The sequence below is a fragment of the Streptomyces sp. MI02-7b genome (assembly GCF_033793585.1).
In the GTDB taxonomy this organism is placed as follows: Bacteria; Actinomycetota; Actinomycetes; order Streptomycetales; family Streptomycetaceae; genus Actinacidiphila.
In genome coordinates this window covers 145176-162999 of record NZ_JARAWX010000010.1, presented here as the reverse complement: position 1 = coordinate 162999, position 17824 = coordinate 145176, and the positions used below count along the sequence as shown (strand labels likewise).

Here is a 17824-nt window from a genome sequence, read left to right as displayed (position 1 = left end):
GCCCGCCCGGCGTTCTTGGTGTCCCGGTGCTGTCGGTGTCTCAGCGGCCGCGCAGGGAGCGGTAGTCGGCGACCAGCCCCTTGGTGGAGGCGTCCAGGCCCTCGACGTCCGCGCCTTCGGTCAGGGCGGGCTCCACGCGCTTGGCCAGCACCTTGCCGAGCTCGACGCCCCATTGGTCGAACGAGTCGATGTTCCAGACCGCGCCTTGGACGAAGACCTTCTGCTCGTACAGCGCCACGAGCTGGCCGAGCACCGAGGGGGTCAGCTCGGTCGCCAGGATCGTGGTGGTCGGGTGGTTGCCGCGGAACGTGCGGTGCGGCACCTGCGCCTCGGCCACGCCCTCGGCGCGGACCTCGTCGCTGGTCTTGCCGAAGGCCAGCGCCTGGGTCTGGGCGAAGAAGTTCGCCATCAGCAGGTCGTGCTGGGCGGCCAGTCGCGGTTCGAGCTCGCCCAGCGGCCGGGCGAAGCCGATGAAGTCCGCGGGGATGAACTTCGTGCCCTGGTGCAGCAGCTGGTAGTAGGCGTGCTGACCGTTGGTGCCGGGCGTGCCCCAGACCACCGGGCCGGTCTGCCAGGTGACGGGGTTTCCGTCCCGGTCCACGGACTTGCCGTTGGACTCCATGTCGAGCTGCTGCAGGTAGGCGGGGAACTTCGACAGGTAGTGGCTGTAGGGCAGCACCGCGTGCGACTGGGCGTCGAAGAACTGGCCGTACCAGACGCCGAGCAGGCCCAGCAGCATGGGCACGTTCTGCTCCGGCGGGGCGGTGCGGAAGTGCTCGTCGACCAGGTGGAAGCCGGCCAGCATCTCGCGGAAGTGGTCCGGGCCGATGGCGATCATCAGCGACAGGCCGATGGCGGAGTCGTAGGAGTAACGGCCGCCGACCCAGTCCCAGAACTCGAACATGTTGGCCGTGTCGATGCCGAACTTGGAGACCTCGTCGGCGTTGGTGGACAGCGCCACGAAGTGGAAGCGGACCGGCGAGTCCTCGGCGTCGGCCCGGGTGCCCGACTTGCCGAGGCCGTCCAGCAGCCACTCGCGCGCGGAGGTGGCGTTGGTGATGGTCTCGATGGTGGTGAACGTCTTGGACGCGACGATGAACAGCGTCTCCGCCGGGTCCAGGTCGCGCACCGCCTCGTGCAGGTCCGAGCCGTCCACGTTGGAGACGAAACGGAAGGTCAGCGAGCGGTCGCTGTAGGCCCGCAGGGCCTCGTACGCCATGGCGGGGCCGAGGTCGGAGCCGCCGATGCCGATGTTCACCACGTTCTTGATGCGGCGTCCGGTCGACCCGACCCACTTGCCGGAGCGCACGGCGCCCGCGAAGTCCGCCATCTTCGCCAGCACCTGGTGGACGGCCGGGATGACGTTCTCGCCGTCGACCTCGACCACGGCCGACTTCGGGGCGCGCAGTGCCGTGTGGAGCACCGCGCGGTTCTCGGTGACGTTGATGCGCTCGCCGCGGAACATCGCGTCCCGCAGCTCGGTGACGCCGGTGGCGGCGGCCAGTTCGCGCAGCAGGTCCAGCGTCTCGTCGGTGACCAGGTTCTTGGAGTAGTCCAGATGGAGGTCGCCCACCTGGAGGGTGTAGCGCTCGGCGCGGCCGGGGTCGGCGGCGAACAGCTCCCGCAGGTGGGCGGAGCCCATCTCCTCGCGGTGCCTGGCGAGCGCCTGCCACTCCGGCCGCTGGTCGAGACGGGTACGGCCCTGCGTGTTGGTTCCGGACATCAGTCCACTTCTCCTCGTCCTCCGTGCTGCAGGTCCAAACTAGTTGATCCTGTGCCCGCAGGAGATTCACCCCCGGCCTCTGGCGTGGTGACGACGGGTGTCAACGCGACCGACGCGCATCCGAACAACGCGGCGGCCAGCAGCGGCGGGGTGCCCAGGCCCCAGGCCCCCGCGGCAACGCCGCCCGCCAGTGCGCCCAGTGGCGCCCCGGCCACGGCCAGGGTGCGCATGGCGGCGCTGACCCGGCCCAGCAGGGCCTCGGGGGTGCGTCGCTGGACCAGCGTGGCCTCGTTGACGTTCCAGACCATGCCCAGGGCACCGAACACCGCCATGACGGTGACGGCGACCGCGAGCGACCGCGCCGCGCCGAGCACGACCAGGCACCCGGCCTGGACGGCGAGCCCCGGTATCAGCGCCCGGCCGCGCCCGCCGAACAGCGCGGACCACCGCCCGGCGAGCGCTCCCCCGGCCACGCTGCCCACGCCGTACGCGACGAGGACGGCGACGTAGCCGGCATGCCCGGCGTGCAGCCGGCCGGTCACCAGGAGCACGAGGGTGGCGATGACCGCGCCGACTCCGGTGTTGGCGACGGTGTTCGCCACGCACAGCGCCCGCAGGACCCGGTCCCGCCGCAGGGCGCGTATCCCCTCGGCGATGTCCTGGCGCAGTGTGCGGCCCACGGCGCGCGGCGGCCGAACGGGCGCGGGCCGCCGCAGCGAGGCCACCAGCGCGGCCGCGGCGGCGTAGGTCACTGCGTCCGCGGCGAACGGCGCGGCGGCTGTCAGGCCGAGCAGCACGGGCACCAGCGGTGCCCCGAGGAAGGTGCCCGCCACGGTCTGGCCGGTCATCAGCCGGGCGTTGGCACGCCCCAGGGCGTCCCCGGGGACGACCGAGGGCAGCAGGGCGGTCGCGGCGTTGTCGAAGAGCGTCTGCAGCGTGGTCAGCGAAAAGGCCAGGACGAGCAGCAGCCCGATGTCCGCGGCGCCCCGCCACACGGCCACCGCGAAGGCCGCCACCAGCGCCGCGCGCACCGCGTCCACCGCCCACATGGCCCGCCGCTGGTCCACGCGGTCGGCGACGGCACCGCCCAGCAGGCCGAAGAGCAGCCAGGGCAGGAATCCGGCGGCGGTGACCAGGGAGACCAGCAGCGGCGAGTCGGTGAGTCCCACCGCGAGCAGCGGCAGGGCCGCGCCCCGGAGCCCGTCGCCGAAGCGCGAGACCGCGGCGGCCGTCCACAGTCGTCCGAACCCGCCACGCCACGCGGGCGCGCGCTCCCCCGCCGGCACGCTCATGCCACTCATGGATCCACCCTTACCGGTCTTCGGTCAGCTGTCACAGACCGTAGCCGGACCCACTGACAACGCACCGTCCGCGCAGGCCGAGGGCCCGAAAGGCGGAACAGATGGACCAGGCGGAACAGGTGGCACAGGCGGAACAGGTGGGACGGGGTCAGGCGCCCGCGCGGTGCAGTCGCTCGCCGTAGTGCTCCTCCAGGACGAGATTGCGCTCGAAGCCGCCCGGCACGTTCGCCGAGACGTACACCGGCGCCTCGAACCCCTCCGCCGTGAGCAGGCCGACGGCCTCGGCCACGGTCATCTGGACGAGCATCGCGGAGGTGATGGTGGAGACCCCGCACAGCGCCCCGCCGCCGGGCAGCGGCAGCAGCGCGTCACCGAAGGGGGCGCCGTTGTCGAGGACCGCGTCGGCGAGGTCGGCCAGCCGCTTGCCGCTGGGGTGCAGCGCGGGCACGGCACGGGTGTGTTCCAGGGAGGTGAGCGCGATCAGGGGGTGGCCCTCGGCCTTGACGTGCAGGGCCATGTCGACGATCGAGTTGTTGACCCCGGAGTTGGAGATGATCACGAACAGGTCGCCCGGCCGCGGCGCGGTCAGCTCGTACAGCCGCTTGGCCAGGCCCGGCGAGCGCTCCAGCAGGGGGTCGGTGAGCACCGAGCGGTCGTCGCCGCCGCGCAGGACGAGATCGTTGAGCGCGATGCGGTTGGTGGGGATCAGTCCCCCGGCCCGGCCCGCGATCTCCAGCGCGGTGGCCTGCGAGTGCCCGGTGCCGAAGGCCTGGAGCACGCCGTCGGCGGCCACGCAGTCGGCGATCAGCCGGGCCGCCGCCGCCACCGAGTCGTGGTTCGCCTCGACCACCCGGTCGATGGCGGCACGGGCCTCCTCGGCGAACCGGGCAGCACTCGTCGTCACGTCGTCGGCCATGGCCGGTTCCCCCTGAGTCCGGTGATCCACTGGATGTCCACGGCCACGATGGACGAGAGGTCTAGTCCACGTCAATCCCCCTGCACCTGCATGCGGGCCAGCGCCAGAGCGCCCGCACCGCCGTCCCGCACCGGCAGGACGTGCAGGTCCATCTCCTCCGCGCGGGCCGACACGCGGCCCAGCAGCGGCCCGGAGGGGCCCAGCAGGCCGCCGGTGACGACCAGCGGCTCGCCCGCCTGCGGGTCCAGGGCGGCGACGGTCGCCGCGAGTTCGTCGGCGGCGTCGTCCAGCAGGTTGCCGGCCACCTCGTCGCCGTCGCGGTCGGCGGCCACGGCCAGCGGGCTCAGCCGGGCGAGCCGGACCGGTGGTTCGGCGTAGACATAGGGCACCAGACGGTTGCGCAGCACATGGCACTCGTTGTCGCTGGGGCGCTCCTGGGCCAGGTACGGGCCGCCCGGGGAGTCCAGGTAGTGGGACAGGACGGCCTCCACGAGCGTCGTCCAGGGGCCACGGCCGTCCAGGGCGCGCACCGCGGCGCGCATCACCTCGCGGCCGAGCCAGAACCCGCTGCCCTCGTCGCCGATGAGCCAGCCGTTGCCGTCCGCCAGCAGGGTCTGGCGGCGCTTCTCGATCCGGGCGGCGACCGCTCCGGTGCCGGCGACCAGCGCCATGCCGTCGGCGGGAACGCCCGGGGCGGAGGCGAAGGCGACCTCGATGTCGCCGCAGACGGTCACATCCAGGGCGCCGATCCCCGTACTGTCCAGCGCGGCCCGCAGACACGAGGCGGCGAGCCGCCGCCCGACCTCGGGACCGGTGTCCAGGGCGGCGCCGGCGAAGCCGCCGACGACGGCCGTGACCTCACCCCTGCGGTCCTCCGGGACCGCGCTCCTGAGCGCGTCCGCGAGATGCTGCGTGAGCGCCACCCGCTCGACGCTCATCGCGTTGCCGGGTCCGCCCTCGCCCTCGCCGAGAACCTGCCCCTCGGGAGCCGCGTCGGCGAGATACGCCCGGGTCCGCGTTCCGCCCGCATCGATGCCGATCACCAGAGCCACAACCGCGAGTATACGGTCCCGTTACCCAGTGTCGACCGAACGCGACGGCCCGGACCGCGAAAGGAGGATCTCCTGTTCGCGGGCCGGGCCCGTGGTGAATGTCCTGCCGGACGTGCGGCGGGAACCGCTCAGATCTCGCCCCGGAGCTTGGCGAGCGCCTCGGCGAGGATCGCCTCGCCGTCGGCCGCGCTGCGGCGCTCCCGCACATACGCGAGGTGCGTCTTGTACGGCTCGGTGCGCGGGGGGGCCGGCGGGTTCTCCTCGTCCTGCCCGGCCGGGAAGCCGCAGCGCGGGCAGTCCCAGGTGTCCGGGATCTGTGCGTCGCTCGCGAAACTCGGCTGGGTCTCGTGCCCGTTGGAGCACCAGAAGGAGATGCGCAGACGCGGCGCGGACTCGCCCCGCTCGGCCTCTCCCATCGGCCCCGCCCCGACCCGACTGCCACGGATCGCGTTGCCACTTGCCACGGTCGTAACTCCCTGCGTGATCGTGCTGCGAGGTCGCCCAGTTTACGGAGACCGGTTCACCCCGCGGCGGCGGGGAGAGGGCACCGTATCCCAAGACGCGCTTCCATGATAAGTCGCGTCGGCGACAAGGCGTCAGTTCTCCCCGGATACGCGGGAGTCGGTCACTTCTGGAACTTGAGCAGAAGACCGAGGGCGACAATGCACGCAAACCACAGCAGACCGACCACAACCGTGATCCGGTCCAGGTTGCGCTCGGCCACCGAGGAACCGCCGACGGACGACTGCATGCCGCCGCCGAACATGTCGGACAGGCCGCCGCCCTTGCCCTTGTGCATCAGCACGAGCAGCAACAGCAGCAGGCTGAAGATGATGAGGGCGATGGAGAACCCGATGACCACAGCTGGACCAACTCTCTCGGTGACCTAGGACGAGGCGGGGGCCGGTCGGCTGGCGTGCAGCCCTCCGGCCCCCGACAGAGTACTTCGGGCAGGGCCCGACAGCCTACTGCCCGTGGGAACGCGTGATCGCGTTACTGGTCGCGGAAACGGACGATCTTGACGAACTCCTCCGCGTCGAGCGACGCGCCGCCCACCAGGGCGCCGTCCACGTCGGGCTGCGCCATGATCGCCGCGACGTTGCCGCTCTTCACGGAGCCGCCGTACTGGATGCGGACCGCGTCGGCCAGCTCCTGGTCGTACAGCTCGGCAAGCCGTCCGCGGATCGCCCCGCAGACCTCCTGGGCGTCCTCGGGGGTGGCGACCTCGCCGGTGCCGATGGCCCACACCGGCTCGTACGCGATGACCAGGGTCTTCGCCTGCTCGGCCGGGATGTCCTTCAGGGCACCGTCGAGCTGGGCGAGGGTGAAGGACACCTGGTTGCCGGCCTTGCGGACGTCCAGGCCCTCGCCGACGCAGACGATGGGGGTCAGGTCGTGCCGGAGGGCGGCCTTGACCTTGGCGTTGACGATCTCCTCGTTCTCGCCGTGGTACTGGCGGCGCTCGGAGTGGCCGATGACCACGTACGAGCACTTCAGCTTGGCGAGCATCGAGCCGGAGACCTCACCGGTGTACGCGCCGGACTCGTGCGCGGACAGGTCCTGCGCACCGTACTTGATCTTCAGCTTGTCCGCCTCGATCAGGGTCTGCACGCCCCTGAGGTCGGTGAACGGCGGCAGGACGACGACCTCGACGGCGTCGAAGTCCTTCTCGTTGAGCGCGAAAGCGAGCTTCTGGACGTGGGCGAGAGCCTCGAGGTGGTTGAGGTTCATCTTCCAGTTGCCCGCCATGATCGGCGTGCGCGGGGTCATCGGTCAGTCCTCCAGTGCGGCGAGGCCGGGGAGCGTCTTGCCCTCGAGGTACTCGAGGCTCGCGCCGCCACCGGTCGAGATGTGGCCGAAGGCGTTCTCGTCGAAGCCCAGGATGCGCACGGCCGCGGCGGAGTCGCCGCCGCCGACGACGGTGAACGCGGGGCTGTCGAGGAGGGCCTGGGCGACCGCGCGGGTGCCCTCGGCGTAGTCGGGGTGCTCGAAGACGCCCATGGGCCCGTTCCAGAAGACGGTGGCCGTGTCGGCGAGCTTCGAAGCGAAGAGCTTGCGGGTCTCCGGACCGATGTCGAGGCCCATCAGGTCGCCGGGGAAGGCGTCGACGGGGACGGTCACGGGGTTGCCGGCGACCGGGTTCTTCAGGTCGGGGAAGGACGGGGCGCCGACGACGTCCACGGGCAGCACGAACTCCACGCCCTTGGCCTTCGCCCGCTCCAGGTACTCCGCGACGATCCCGAGCTGGTCGTCCTGCACCAGGCTCTTGCCGACCTCGTGGCCCTGGGCCTTGAGGAACGTGAAGAGCATGCCGCCGCCGATCAGGATGCGGTCGGCGCGGTCCAGCAGGTGGTCGATCACGCCCAGCTTGTCGGACACCTTGGCGCCGCCGAGCACCACCGCGTACGGACGGGCCACGTCCTCGGTGAGCTTCTTCAGCACGCCGACCTCGGTGGCGATCAGCAGGCCCGCGGCGTGCGGCAGCCGGGCCGGCAGGTCGTAGACGGAGGCGTGCTTGCGGTGCACGGCACCGAAGCCGTCGCCGACGTAGAGCTCCGCGAGCTCGGCCAGCCGGTCGGCGAAGGCGCCGCGCTCAGCGTCGTCCTTGCTGGTCTCGCCCGGGTTGAAGCGCAGGTTCTCCAGCAGCGCGACGCCGCCGTCGGCAAGGGCGCCGACCACGTCGCGGGCGTTCTCCCCCACGGTGTCGGTCGCGAACGCGACCTTCGTGCCCAGGAGTTCACCGAGCCGGCGGGCGACCGGCGCCAGCGAGAACTGCGGGTCGGGCGCGCCCTTGGGGCGGCCCAGGTGGGAGGTGACGACCACCTTGGCGCCGGCCCCGGCCAGCTTGGCGATGGTCGGCACGACGGCGCGGATGCGGCCGTCGTCGGTGATCGTGTCGCCGGACAGCGGCACATTGAGGTCGGCGCGGACGAAGACCCGCTTGCCGCCGACCCCCTCGTCGATGAGTTCGTCGATCGTCTTCATGGTGAGGACTCTCCTGCCTCGGCCCCGCCGGCGTACCGGCACGGCGCTCGCGTCATGGGGCAGTCATGGAAAGGTCATGGGACAGGGCCCGGACGACACTGCGTCGTTCGGACCCTGTCCTCATGGCATGGCGGGCTGAAGAGCCCTTGTCAGAGCTGGCCGCCGACGAACACGGTCAGGTCGACGAGGCGGTTGGAGTAGCCCCACTCATTGTCGTACCAGCCGATGACCTTGACCTGCTTGCCCTGAGCCATCGTCAGGGACGAGTCGAAGGTGCAGGAGGCCGGCCAGTTGACGATGTCCGAGGACACGATCGGGTCCTCGGTGTACTCCAGGATGCCCTTGAGCTGGCCCTCGGCGGCCTTCTGGAAGGCGGCGTTGACCTCGTCCTTGGTGACCTCGCGCTCGAGCTCGATGACCAGGTCGGTCACGGAGCCGGTCGGGACCGGGACGCGCATGGCGATGCCGTCCAGCTTGCCCTTGAGCTGCGGAAGGACCAGGGCGGTGGCCTTCGCGGCACCGGTCGAGGTCGGGATGATGTTCTCGGCGGCGGCACGGGCGCGACGCAGGTCCTTGTGCGGGAAGTCAAGGATGCGCTGGTCGTTCGTGTACGCGTGCACCGTGGTCATCATGCCCTTGACGATGCCGAAGTTCTCGTCCAGGACCTTCGCCATCGGCGCCACACAGTTGGTGGTGCAGGAGGCGTTGGAGATGATGTTGTGCTTCGCGGCGTCGTACTTGTCGTTGTTGACGCCCATCACGATCGTGATGTCCTCGTCGGACGCCGGCGCCGAGATGATGACCTTCTTGGCGCCACCCTCGATGTGCTTCTTGGCGTCCGCGGCCTTGGTGAAGATGCCGGTGGACTCGATCACGATGTCGACGCCCAGCTGGCCCCACGGGATGTCGGAGGGGTTGCGCTCCGACAGCACCTTGATGGTGTGGCCGTCCACCGTGATGGAGTCGGCGGTGTGGGTGACCTCCGCCTTCAGGCGGCCCAGGATGGTGTCGTACTTGAGCAGGTGTGCCGTGGTGGCGGTGTCGCCCAGGTCGTTGACAGCCACGATCTCGATGTCCGCACCCTGCTCCAGGGCGGCACGGAAGAAGTTACGACCGATGCGACCAAAGCCGTTGATGCCTACGCGGATCGTCACGAACCGATCTCCTCGCTGATGTGCCGGATGCCATTTCGCTCCGGCTGCGACGTATGGGATGTCCCCGACCAAGGACGACCCTACCCCGGCCGGAACGCAGCGGTGACATCGGCACCGCCGGTGCCCGCCCTACGGACGGGTAACCGGGCCCGGCGTGGCCGACGCCCCCCCTCGCGGCCGGTCTCAGCCGACCATTTCCTCAGTCAGGTTGGACTCCGTGCCGGGGATGCCGATGTCCGACGCGCGCTTGTCGGCCATCGCCAGCAGCCGTCGGATGCGGCCCGCCACCGCGTCCTTGGTGAGCGGCGGCTCCGCCAGCGAGCCGAGCTCCTCCAGCGACGCCTGCTTGTGGTCCATCCGCAGCCGGCCGGCCGCCGCGAGGTGCTCGGGCACCTCCTCGCCGAGGATCTCCAGGGCGCGCTGGACACGGGCGCCCGCCGCGACCGCCGCGCGGGCGGAGCGGCGCAGGTTCGCGTCGTCGAAGTTGGCGAGGCGGTTGGCCGTGGCGCGCACCTCGCGCCGCATGCGGCGCTCCTCCCAGGCGAGCACGGACTCGTGGGCGCCCAGGCGCGTCAACAGCGCGCCGATGGCGTCACCGTCACGGACGACCACGCGATCGACGTTGCGCACCTCGCGGGCCTTGGCCCCGATCTGCAGCCGGCGGGCGGCGCCGACCAGCGCGAGGGCCGCCTCGGGGCCGGGGCAGGTGACCTCCAGGGAGGAGGAACGGCCCGGCTCGGTGAGCGACCCGTGGGCCAGGAAGGCCCCTCGCCACGCCGCTTCGGCGTCGCACGTCGCACCGGAGACCACCTGCGGGGGCAGTCCGCGGATGGGGCGGCCCCGGCCGTCGACGAGCCCGGTCTGACGGGCCAGCTGGTCGCCGCCGGCGACCACCCGCACGACGAACCGGCTGCCGCGGCGCAGCCCGCCGGGCGCCATGACGACGAGGTCGGAGGAGTGCCCGAAGATCTCCAGGATGTCCTTGCGCAGCCTGCGAGCAGCGATCCCGGTGTCCAGCTCCGCCTCGATCACGATGCGACCGCTGACCAGGTGCAGTCCCCCCGCGAACCTGAGGATCGCCGAGACCTCGGCCTTGCGGCAGCAGGTCCGGGTGACGGGGAGCCGGGAGATCTCGTCCTTCACCGCTGGCGTCATCGCCATGGGCCGATCCTTCCATGCATACGAAAAATCCGGTCGAACGCGGCGGCCAGCAACTCCGGGTCGTGCCGCGGCCCGTCGGGCGCGGCGACCCGGGCCAGCTCCACCGTTCCGGACAACCGCTCGGCAGCTTCTGTCAGGCTTCCGCGGTCGGGTACGGCGGCGTCGTCAGCCAGCACCACGTCGATGGTGAGTTTAGGGGCGTGTCGGGCCAAAACCTCCAAGTGACGCTGCGGAGAAAAGCCCTCGGTCTCTCCCGGCTGCGGGGCGAGGTTCAGCGCGAGCACCTTCCGCGCCCGGGTCTCCATCAGCGCGGACACCAGATCCGGCACCAGGAGGTGGGGTATCACCGAGGAGAACCAGGAACCGGGTCCCAACACCACCCAGTCGGCGTCCAGCACGGACTGCACGGCCTCCGGAACGGCCGGCGGGTCGTTCGGGACCAGCTGGACCTCCTGCACCTCACCGGGGGTGAGCGCGACGGTCGCCTGGCCGTGCACGGTGGAGACCTCGTCCGGCTTCTCCGGGTCGTGCCCGCGCACGGTCGCCGTGAGCTCCAGCGGCACGGCCGACATCGGCAGCACCCGGCCGTGCGCGCCGAGCAGCCGGCCCACCCACTCCAGGGCGGCGACCGGGTCGCCGAGGTGCTCCCACAGCGCCACGATCAGCAGATTGCCCACCGCGTGGCCGTGCAGGTCGCCCTGGCTGACGAAGCGGTGCTGGATGACCTGCGACCAGGTCCGGCCCCAGTCGTCGTCACCGCACAGCGCCGCGAGCGCCTTGCGCAGGTCGCCGGGGGGCAGTACGCCCATCTCCTGCCGGAGGCGGCCGCTGGAGCCGCCGTCGTCGGCGACGGTGACGACGGCGGTCAGGTCCTGGGTGATCCGGCGCAGCGCCGAGAGCGAGGCGGCCAGTCCGTGGCCGCCCCCGAGCGCCACGACCTTCGGCGCCGCGCCGCTGCGTTGTGCCGACCGGCGCAAGCGCCGAGTCGTCTTCCTCACTCGCGCCCCATGTCCCGGTGGACGACCACCGTCTCCACTCCGTCGGCGGACAGCCGGGCGGCGAGCCGCTCGGACATGGCCACACTCCGGTGCTTGCCGCCGGTGCAGCCGACGGCGATGGTCACGTACCGCTTGCCCTCGCGCCGGTAGCCCGCGTTGACGATGTGCAGCAACTCCGCGTACCGGTCAAGGAACTCCTTGGCGCCGGGCTGGTTGAAGACGTAGGTGGCGACCTCGTCGTTGAGCCCGGTGAAGGGACGCAGCTCCGGGACCCAGTGCGGGTTGGGCAGGAAGCGGCAGTCGGCGACGAGGTCGGCGTCGACGGGGAGCCCGTACTTGAAGCCGAAGGACATCACCGTGGCCCGCAGCTCCGGCTCCTCCTCGCCGGCGAACTGGGCGTCCATCTTGGCGCGCAGTTCGTGGACGTTGAGGCTGGAGGTGTCGATCACCAGGTCCGCGTCGCCGCGCAGCTCGCTGAGCAGCTCGCGCTCCTTGGCGATGCCGTCCACGATCCGGCCGTCGCCCTGCAGCGGGTGGGGACGGCGGACGGACTCGAAGCGGCGCACCAGCGTGTCGTCGGAGGCCTCCAGGAAGAGCACGCGGCGCTTGACGCCCTTGGTCTCCAGGTCCGCCAGGGAGTCGCGCAGGTTGTCGAAGAACCGCCGGCCGCGGACGTCCACGACGACGGCGATCCGGGCCACGTTGCCCTGGGAGCGGGCGCCGAGGTCCACCATGGTGGGAATGAGGGCCGGCGGCAGGTTGTCCACGACGAACCAGCCGAGGTCCTCCAGGCACTTGGCGGCGTGGCTGCGGCCGGCGCCGGACATGCCCGAGATGATCACGAGTTCGGGGATCGCCTCCGCGGCCTCTCCCGCTCCGCCCGTCGTCACCTGTGATCCGCCTCCGTCGTTCTCGTTCATGATCCCTTCCCCCGTTCGGCGGAGACGGTCACCGGACCGGCCGTCCCCTCTTCTTCCTCAATGATCTCTCCGGTGGCCGTGTTCACCGCCGGCCCGGCCGGGGTGGCACCGGCCAGGGCAACGAGCACCGCCTCCGCGGTGCGCCGGCCCACACCGGGCACCTCGCAGATCTGCTCGACGGTCGCCGCACGCAGCCGCTTGAGCGAGCCGAAGTGCTTCAGCAGCGCCTGCCGCCGGCTCTCGCCCAGGCCCGGGACGGAGTCCAGGGCACCGGCCTTCATCGACTTGGACCGCTTGCTGCGCTGGTAGGCGATGGCGAAGCGGTGCGCCTCGTCACGGACGCGCTGCAGCAGGTAGAGGCCCTCGCTGGTGCGCGGCAGGATGACCGGGTCGTCCTCGCCGGGCAGCCAGACCTCCTCCAGGCGCTTGGCGAGACCGCAGACGGCGACCTCCTCCACGCCCAGTTCCTCCAGGGCCCGCCGGGCCGCCGCGACCTGCGGCGCCCCGCCGTCGACGACGACCAGTTGCGGCGGGTAGGCGAACTTGCGGGGCCTGCCGGTATCCGGGTCGATGGGGCCGCCCGCGACCTCCGGGCCGCCGTCCGCCGCACCGGCGGCGTCGGCGCCGTCGCCGTTCCCGTCGACCCACTCGCCGGTCCGCTGCTTCTCCAGCAGGTAGCGGCGGAAGCGCCGGGAGACCACCTCGTGCATGGAGCGGACGTCGTCCTGCCCGGCGAAGCTCTTGATCTGGAAGCGCCGGTACTCGCTCTTGCGGGCCAGGCCGTCCTCGAAGACCACCATCGAGGCGACGACGTCGTCCCCCTGGAGGTGGGAGATGTCGAAGCACTCGATGCGCAGCGGCGCCGTGTCCAGGCCGAGCGCCTCGGCGATCTCCTCCAGCGCGCGGGAGCGCGTGGTCAGGTCGGAGGCGCGCCGGGTCTTGTGCAGCGCGAGCGCCTGCACGGCGTTGCGCTGCACCGTGGCCATCAGGTCCTTCTTGTCGCCGCGCTGCGGGACGCGCAGGCTGACCTGGGAACCGCGGCGCTCGCTGAGCCACTGCTGGACCGGCTCGTACGGCTCGGGCAGGGCGGGGACCAGCACCTCCTTGGGCACCGAGTCGCCCCGCTCCTCGCCGTACAGCTGCTGGAGGGCGTGCTCGACGAGCTCGGGGGTGCCGATCTCCTCGACCCGGTCGGTGACCCAGCCGCGCTGGCCGCGGACCCGGCCGTCGCGGACGTGGAAGATCTGGACGGCCGCCTCCAGCTCGTCCTCGGCGACGGCGATCAGATCGGCGTCGGTCGCATCCGCCAGGACGACGGCGTTCTTCTCCATGGCGCGTCTGAGCGCCTCTATGTCGTCCCGCAGCCGGGCGGCCTTCTCGTACTCCATCGCCACGGCCGCGTCCTTCATCTGCTGCTCCAGGCGGCGCAGATACGTGCCGGTGCGGCCGGCCATGAAGTCGCAGAACTCCTCGGCGAGTTCGCGGTGCTCCTCGGGGGTGACCCGGCCGACGCAGGGCGCGGAGCACTTGCCGATGTAACCGAGCAGGCAGGGGCGGCCGATCTGCGCGGAGCGCTTGAACACCCCGGAGGAGCAGGTGCGCACGGGGAAGACCCGCAGCAGCAGGTCCACGGTCTCGCGGATCGCCCAGGCGTGCGCGTACGGGCCGAAGTAGCGCACACCCTTGCGCTTGGGACCGCGCATGACCTGGACGCGGGGGAATTCCTCGTTCATGGTCACCGCGAGCGACGGATAGCTCTTGTCGTCCCGGTACTTGACGTTGAAGCGGGGGTCGAACTCCTTGATCCAGGAGTACTCCAGTTGCAGCGCCTCGACCTCGGTGGTCACCACCGTCCATTCCACGGAGGCGGCGGTGGTGACCATCGTGCGGGTGCGCTGGTGCAGGTTCGCGATGTCCTGGAAGTAGGAGGAGAGCCGCTGGCGCAGGCTCTTCGCCTTCCCGACATAGATCACCCGGCCGTGCTGGTCCCGGAACTTGTACACCCCTGGGGAGTCCGGGATCTGTCCCGGTTGGGGGCGGTAGCTGGAGGGGTCGGCCATGCCCCCACCCTACTGACTGGCGATGACATTCCCGTGGCCTCAGGCGGACGGACCCGCCACCAGCTTGCCCGCCTCGACCCGAATACCGACGGACGGCAGTGGCCGGGAGGCGGGGCCGTTCTCGACCGCGCCGGTGGCGGCGTTGAAACCGCTGCCGTGACAGGGGCAGGAGAGGGTCGTGCCGGTCAGTTTGTCGCAGACGCAGCCCTGGTGCGTGCACACGGCGCTGTAGGCCTTGTAGACGCCCTTGGTGGGCTGGGCTACGACAACCTTCGCGGCGGTGTACAGCTTGGCGCCGCCGACGGGCACCTCGGAGGCCGCGCCGAGATCCACGGGGCTGGTCGGCCCGGTGGAGTCGGCGCCGTCCTCGGAGCCCGCGCCGCACGCGGTGAGGCCCAGCCCCGCGACCCCGGCAACGGCCGCGCCCTTCAGGACGGCCCGGCGGCAGGGAGGGAATCCGGTGGTGTCAGCCATTTGCAGAACTCCGCTTCGGCACGTGAGGAAAAGTCGACCTTGGACCCGACCTTACGTGCCGAAGCTCTGCGCGGACGGTCAGGCCTTGGCCGCGGCCTTCTTCCGGGTGCTGGTCCGCTTACGGGCGGCCGGCACCGGCGGGGCGTCGGAGATCCGCTCGGAGCCGAGGATGTCCCGCAGGAACTTGCCGGTGTGGCTCGCTCCTACCGCCGCCACCTGCTCGGGCGTGCCTTCCGCGATCACCAGTCCGCCGCCGCTGCCGCCCTCCGGGCCCATGTCGATGACCCAGTCCGCGGTCTTGATCACATCGAGGTTGTGCTCGATGACGATCACGGTGTTGCCCTTCTCGACCAGACCGGACAGCACCTTGATCAGCTTGCTGATGTCCTCGAAGTGCAGACCCGTGGTCGGCTCGTCCAGGACGTAGACCGTGCGGCCGGTGGACCGCTTCTGCAGCTCCGAGGCGAGCTTGACGCGCTGCGCCTCGCCACCGGAGAGCGTCGTGGCCGACTGGCCGAGGCGTACGTACCCCAGGCCGACCTCGGTGAGGGTGCGCAGGTGACGCGCGATGGTCGGCACCGCCTCGAAGAAGTCCAGCGCCTCGGAGATCGGCATGTCCAGGACCTCGGCGATGGACTTGCCCTTGTAGTGGACCTCCAGGGTCTCCCGGTTGTACCGGGCGCCGTGGCAGACCTCGCACGGGACGTAGACGTCCGGGAGGAAGTTCATCTCGATCTTGATGGTGCCGTCGCCGGAGCAGTTCTCGCAGCGGCCGCCCTTGACGTTGAAGGAGAAGCGGCCCGGCAGATAGCCGCGCACCTTCGCCTCCATGGTCTCCGCGAAGAGCCGGCGGACGTGGTCGAAGACACCGGTGTACGTCGCCGGGTTGGAGCGCGGCGTGCGGCCGATCGGCGACTGGTCGACATGGACCACCTTGTCGACCAGGTCGTCCCCGTCGACCCGGGTGTGCCGGCCCGGGACGCCCCTGGCGCCGTTCAGTTCACGCGCCAGGTGGGTGTAGAGGATGTCGTTGACGAGGGTGGACTTGCCGGAGCCGGAGACACCGGTGACCGCGGTGAAGACTCCCAGCGGGAAGGACACGTCGATGTCCCGCAGGTTGTTCTCCTTGGCGCCGCGCACCGTCAGCTGCCGGCCGCCCTCGAGCGGGCGCCGCATCGGCGGGATCGGAATCTGGCGCTTGCCGGCCAGGTACTGACCGGTCAGCGACTCCTCGTTGCGCAGCAGATCCTTCAGGGAACCGCTGTGCACCACCTTGCCGCCGTGCTCACCAGCGCCGGGACCGATGTCGACCACCCAGTCGGAGGTCTTGATGGTGTCCTCGTCGTGCTCGACCACGATCAGGGTGTTGCCCAGGTCGCGCAGCCGCACCAGGGTCTCGATGAGCCGGTGGTTGTCCCGCTGGTGCAGGCCGATGGACGGCTCGTCGAGCACATAGAGCACGCCGACCAGGCCGGAGCCGATCTGCGTGGCCAGCCGGATGCGCTGGGCCTCGCCGCCGGACAGGGTGCCCGCGGCACGGTTGAGCGAGAGGTAGTCCAGGCCGACGTCGACCAGGAAGCGCAGCCGCTCGTTGACCTCCTTCAGCACCCGCTCGGCGATGGTCTTCTCGCGTGCGCTCAGCTTCATCCCGCGCAGGAACTCCGCGCAGTCGCTGATCGACATCGCGGAGACGTCCGCGATGGACTTGTCCTGGACCGTGACGGCCAGCACGATCGGCTTGAGCCGGGTGCCCTGGCAGGTCGGGCAGGGCACCTCGCGCATGTAGCCCTCGAAGCGCTCACGGCTGGAGTCGCTCTCGGACTCCGAGTGCCGCCGCCGGACGAAGGGGATCGCCCCTTCGAAGGCGGTGGTGTAGGAGCGCTCCCGTCCGTAGCGGTTGCGGTACCGCACCTCGATCTGCGTCCGGTGCCCGTTGAGCAGGGCCTTCTTCGCCCGCTGGGGCAGCCCGGCCCACGGGATGTCGGTGCGGAAGCCGAGCTCGTCGGCGAGCGCGCCGACCAGGCGCTGGAAGTAGTCCCGGGTGTGGCCGAGTGACCAGGGCGCGATGGCGCCCTCGTCGAGGGACTTGTCCTCGTCGGGTACGACCAGCTCGGGGTCGACCTCCATGCGGGTGCCGATGCCGGTGCAGTCCGGGCAGGCGCCGAAGGGCGAGTTGAAGGAGAAGGAGCGCGGCTCCATCTCCTCGAAGGACAGGTCGTCGTAGGGGCAGTAGAGGTGCTCGGAGAACATCCGCTCGCGCTGCGGGTCGTCCTCGGGGAGGTCGACGAAGTCCAGGATGACCATGCCGCCGGACAGCCCGAGCGCGGTCTCGACCGAGTCGGTCAGCCGGCGCTTGGCGCTCTCCTTGACGGTGAGGCGGTCCACGACCACCTCGATGGTGTGCTTCTCCTGCTTCTTCAGCTTCGGCGGCTCGGTCAGCTGGACCGTCGCGCCGTCGACCCGGGCCCGGCTGTAGCCCTTGGTCTGCAGGTCGGCGAAGAGGTCGGCGAACTCGCCCTTGCGCTCACGGACGAGCGGGGAGAGCACCTGGAACCGGGAGCCCTCCTCCAGCTCCAGCACCCGGTCGACGATCGCCTGCGGCGACTGCCGCGAGATCGGGCGGCCGCACTCGGGGCAGTGCGGCTTGCCGATGCGGGCGAAGAGCAGACGCAGGTAGTCGTAGACCTCGGTGATGGTGCCGACGGTCGAGCGCGGGTTGCGGGAGGTCGACTTCTGGTCGATCGAGACGGCCGGCGACAGGCCCTCGATGAAGTCGACGTCCGGCTTGTCCATCTGTCCAAGGAATTGCCGGGCGTAGGAGGAGAGCGACTCCACGTAGCGGCGCTGCCCCTCGGCGAAGATCGTGTCGAACGCCAGGGACGACTTCCCCGAGCCGGACAGGCCGGTGAAGACGATGAGCGAGTCCCGTGGGAGGTCGAGCGAGACGTTCTTCAGGTTGTGCTCGCGAGCGCCACGGACGGTAAGTCGATCGGCCACGCCAGTGCGTACCTTTCATAGAACAGACAGGGTGCAAGCAGCAACGCCCCCCAGAAAGCGTAAACGGGGCGCCGACGGGATTT

At 70.8% G+C, this 17824-nt stretch carries 15 protein-coding genes; all 15 read right to left on the bottom strand.

Annotation, left to right across the window (positions count from 1 at the left end; translation table 11 throughout):
* Positions 1-40: 40 nt before the first annotated feature.
* Positions 41-1723: a glucose-6-phosphate isomerase gene (pgi, locus tag PV364_RS18670; RefSeq protein ID WP_319661189.1), complete on the bottom strand. Its 1683-nt coding sequence runs from the start codon at positions 1721-1723 to the stop codon at positions 41-43.
* Entirely contained in the window at positions 1723-3024 is a 1302-nt protein-coding gene (locus tag PV364_RS18665) for an MFS transporter (RefSeq protein WP_319661188.1), read from the bottom strand. The genes pgi and PV364_RS18665 overlap by 1 nt, the downstream gene beginning before the upstream one ends.
* 148 nt (positions 3025-3172) lie before the next feature.
* Positions 3173-3940 (bottom strand): SIS domain-containing protein, encoded by a 768-nt coding sequence (locus PV364_RS18660; RefSeq protein ID WP_319661186.1) that lies wholly within the window; start codon positions 3938-3940, stop codon positions 3173-3175.
* 71 nt (positions 3941-4011) lie between these two features.
* On the bottom strand, positions 4012-4992 hold the full coding sequence (locus PV364_RS18655) for an N-acetylglucosamine kinase (protein ID WP_319661185.1): 981 nt from the start codon (positions 4990-4992) through the stop codon (positions 4012-4014).
* A 128-nt stretch (positions 4993-5120) separates the two neighbouring features.
* Positions 5121-5456, bottom strand: a complete 336-nt coding sequence (locus tag PV364_RS18650) for an RNA polymerase-binding protein RbpA (protein ID WP_078862516.1) — start codon at positions 5454-5456, stop codon at positions 5121-5123.
* 161 nt (positions 5457-5617) lie between these two features.
* Positions 5618-5854: a preprotein translocase subunit SecG gene (gene secG, locus PV364_RS18645; RefSeq protein ID WP_319661184.1), complete on the bottom strand. Its 237-nt coding sequence runs from the start codon at positions 5852-5854 to the stop codon at positions 5618-5620.
* Between the two features lie 131 nt (positions 5855-5985).
* The gene (gene tpiA / locus PV364_RS18640; protein ID WP_319661183.1) at positions 5986-6762 is read right to left on the bottom strand and encodes a triose-phosphate isomerase; all 777 of its coding nucleotides are present in this window, start codon (positions 6760-6762) and stop codon (positions 5986-5988) included.
* 3 nt (positions 6763-6765) lie between these two features.
* Positions 6766-7977: a phosphoglycerate kinase gene (locus PV364_RS18635; RefSeq protein ID WP_319661182.1), complete on the bottom strand. Its 1212-nt coding sequence runs from the start codon at positions 7975-7977 to the stop codon at positions 6766-6768.
* A gap of 149 nt (positions 7978-8126) precedes the next feature.
* On the bottom strand, positions 8127-9131 hold the full coding sequence (gene gap, locus PV364_RS18630; RefSeq protein ID WP_319661181.1) for a type I glyceraldehyde-3-phosphate dehydrogenase: 1005 nt from the start codon (positions 9129-9131) through the stop codon (positions 8127-8129).
* A gap of 183 nt (positions 9132-9314) precedes the next feature.
* Positions 9315-10292: a DNA-binding protein WhiA gene (gene whiA, locus PV364_RS18625; RefSeq protein WP_319661180.1), complete on the bottom strand. Its 978-nt coding sequence runs from the start codon at positions 10290-10292 to the stop codon at positions 9315-9317.
* Positions 10283-11290 carry a uridine diphosphate-N-acetylglucosamine-binding protein YvcK gene (locus PV364_RS18620; protein ID WP_319661179.1) on the bottom strand — a complete coding sequence of 336 codons (1008 nt, stop codon included), beginning with the start codon at positions 11288-11290 and terminating at the stop codon, positions 10283-10285. Before PV364_RS18620 ends, whiA begins: the two co-directional genes overlap by 10 nt.
* Entirely contained in the window at positions 11287-12210 is a 924-nt protein-coding gene (gene rapZ / locus PV364_RS18615) for an RNase adapter RapZ (protein WP_319661178.1), read from the bottom strand. Before rapZ ends, PV364_RS18620 begins: the two co-directional genes overlap by 4 nt.
* Positions 12207-14270, bottom strand: coding sequence for an excinuclease ABC subunit UvrC (gene uvrC, locus PV364_RS18610; RefSeq protein ID WP_319661177.1), 2064 nt, complete (start codon positions 14268-14270; stop codon positions 12207-12209). Before uvrC ends, rapZ begins: the two co-directional genes overlap by 4 nt.
* A 39-nt stretch (positions 14271-14309) precedes the next feature.
* Positions 14310-14744 carry a Rieske (2Fe-2S) protein gene (locus tag PV364_RS18605; RefSeq protein WP_319661175.1) on the bottom strand — a complete coding sequence of 145 codons (435 nt, stop codon included), beginning with the start codon at positions 14742-14744 and terminating at the stop codon, positions 14310-14312.
* Positions 14745-14822: 78 nt separating this feature from the next.
* Positions 14823-17741, bottom strand: coding sequence for an excinuclease ABC subunit UvrA (gene uvrA / locus PV364_RS18600; protein WP_319661174.1), 2919 nt, complete (start codon positions 17739-17741; stop codon positions 14823-14825).
* Between the last annotated feature and the right edge of the window lie 83 nt (positions 17742-17824).

Coding starts and splice junctions, on each gene's coding strand:
- pgi (WP_319661189.1), bottom strand. CDS start 1,723: ATGTCCGGAACCAACACGCAGGGCCGTACCCGTCTCGACCAGCGGCCG.
- PV364_RS18665 (WP_319661188.1), bottom strand. CDS start 3,024: ATGAGTGGCATGAGCGTGCCGGCGGGGGAGCGCGCGCCCGCGTGGCGT.
- PV364_RS18660 (WP_319661186.1), bottom strand. CDS start 3,940: ATGGCCGACGACGTGACGACGAGTGCTGCCCGGTTCGCCGAGGAGGCC.
- tpiA (WP_319661183.1), bottom strand. CDS start 6,762: ATGACCCCGCGCACGCCGATCATGGCGGGCAACTGGAAGATGAACCTC.
- PV364_RS18635 (WP_319661182.1), bottom strand. CDS start 7,977: ATGAAGACGATCGACGAACTCATCGACGAGGGGGTCGGCGGCAAGCGG.
- whiA (WP_319661180.1), bottom strand. CDS start 10,292: ATGGCGATGACGCCAGCGGTGAAGGACGAGATCTCCCGGCTCCCCGTC.
- rapZ (WP_319661178.1), bottom strand. CDS start 12,210: ATGAACGAGAACGACGGAGGCGGATCACAGGTGACGACGGGCGGAGCG.
- uvrC (WP_319661177.1), bottom strand. CDS start 14,270: ATGGCCGACCCCTCCAGCTACCGCCCCCAACCGGGACAGATCCCGGAC.
- PV364_RS18605 (WP_319661175.1), bottom strand. CDS start 14,744: ATGGCTGACACCACCGGATTCCCTCCCTGCCGCCGGGCCGTCCTGAAG.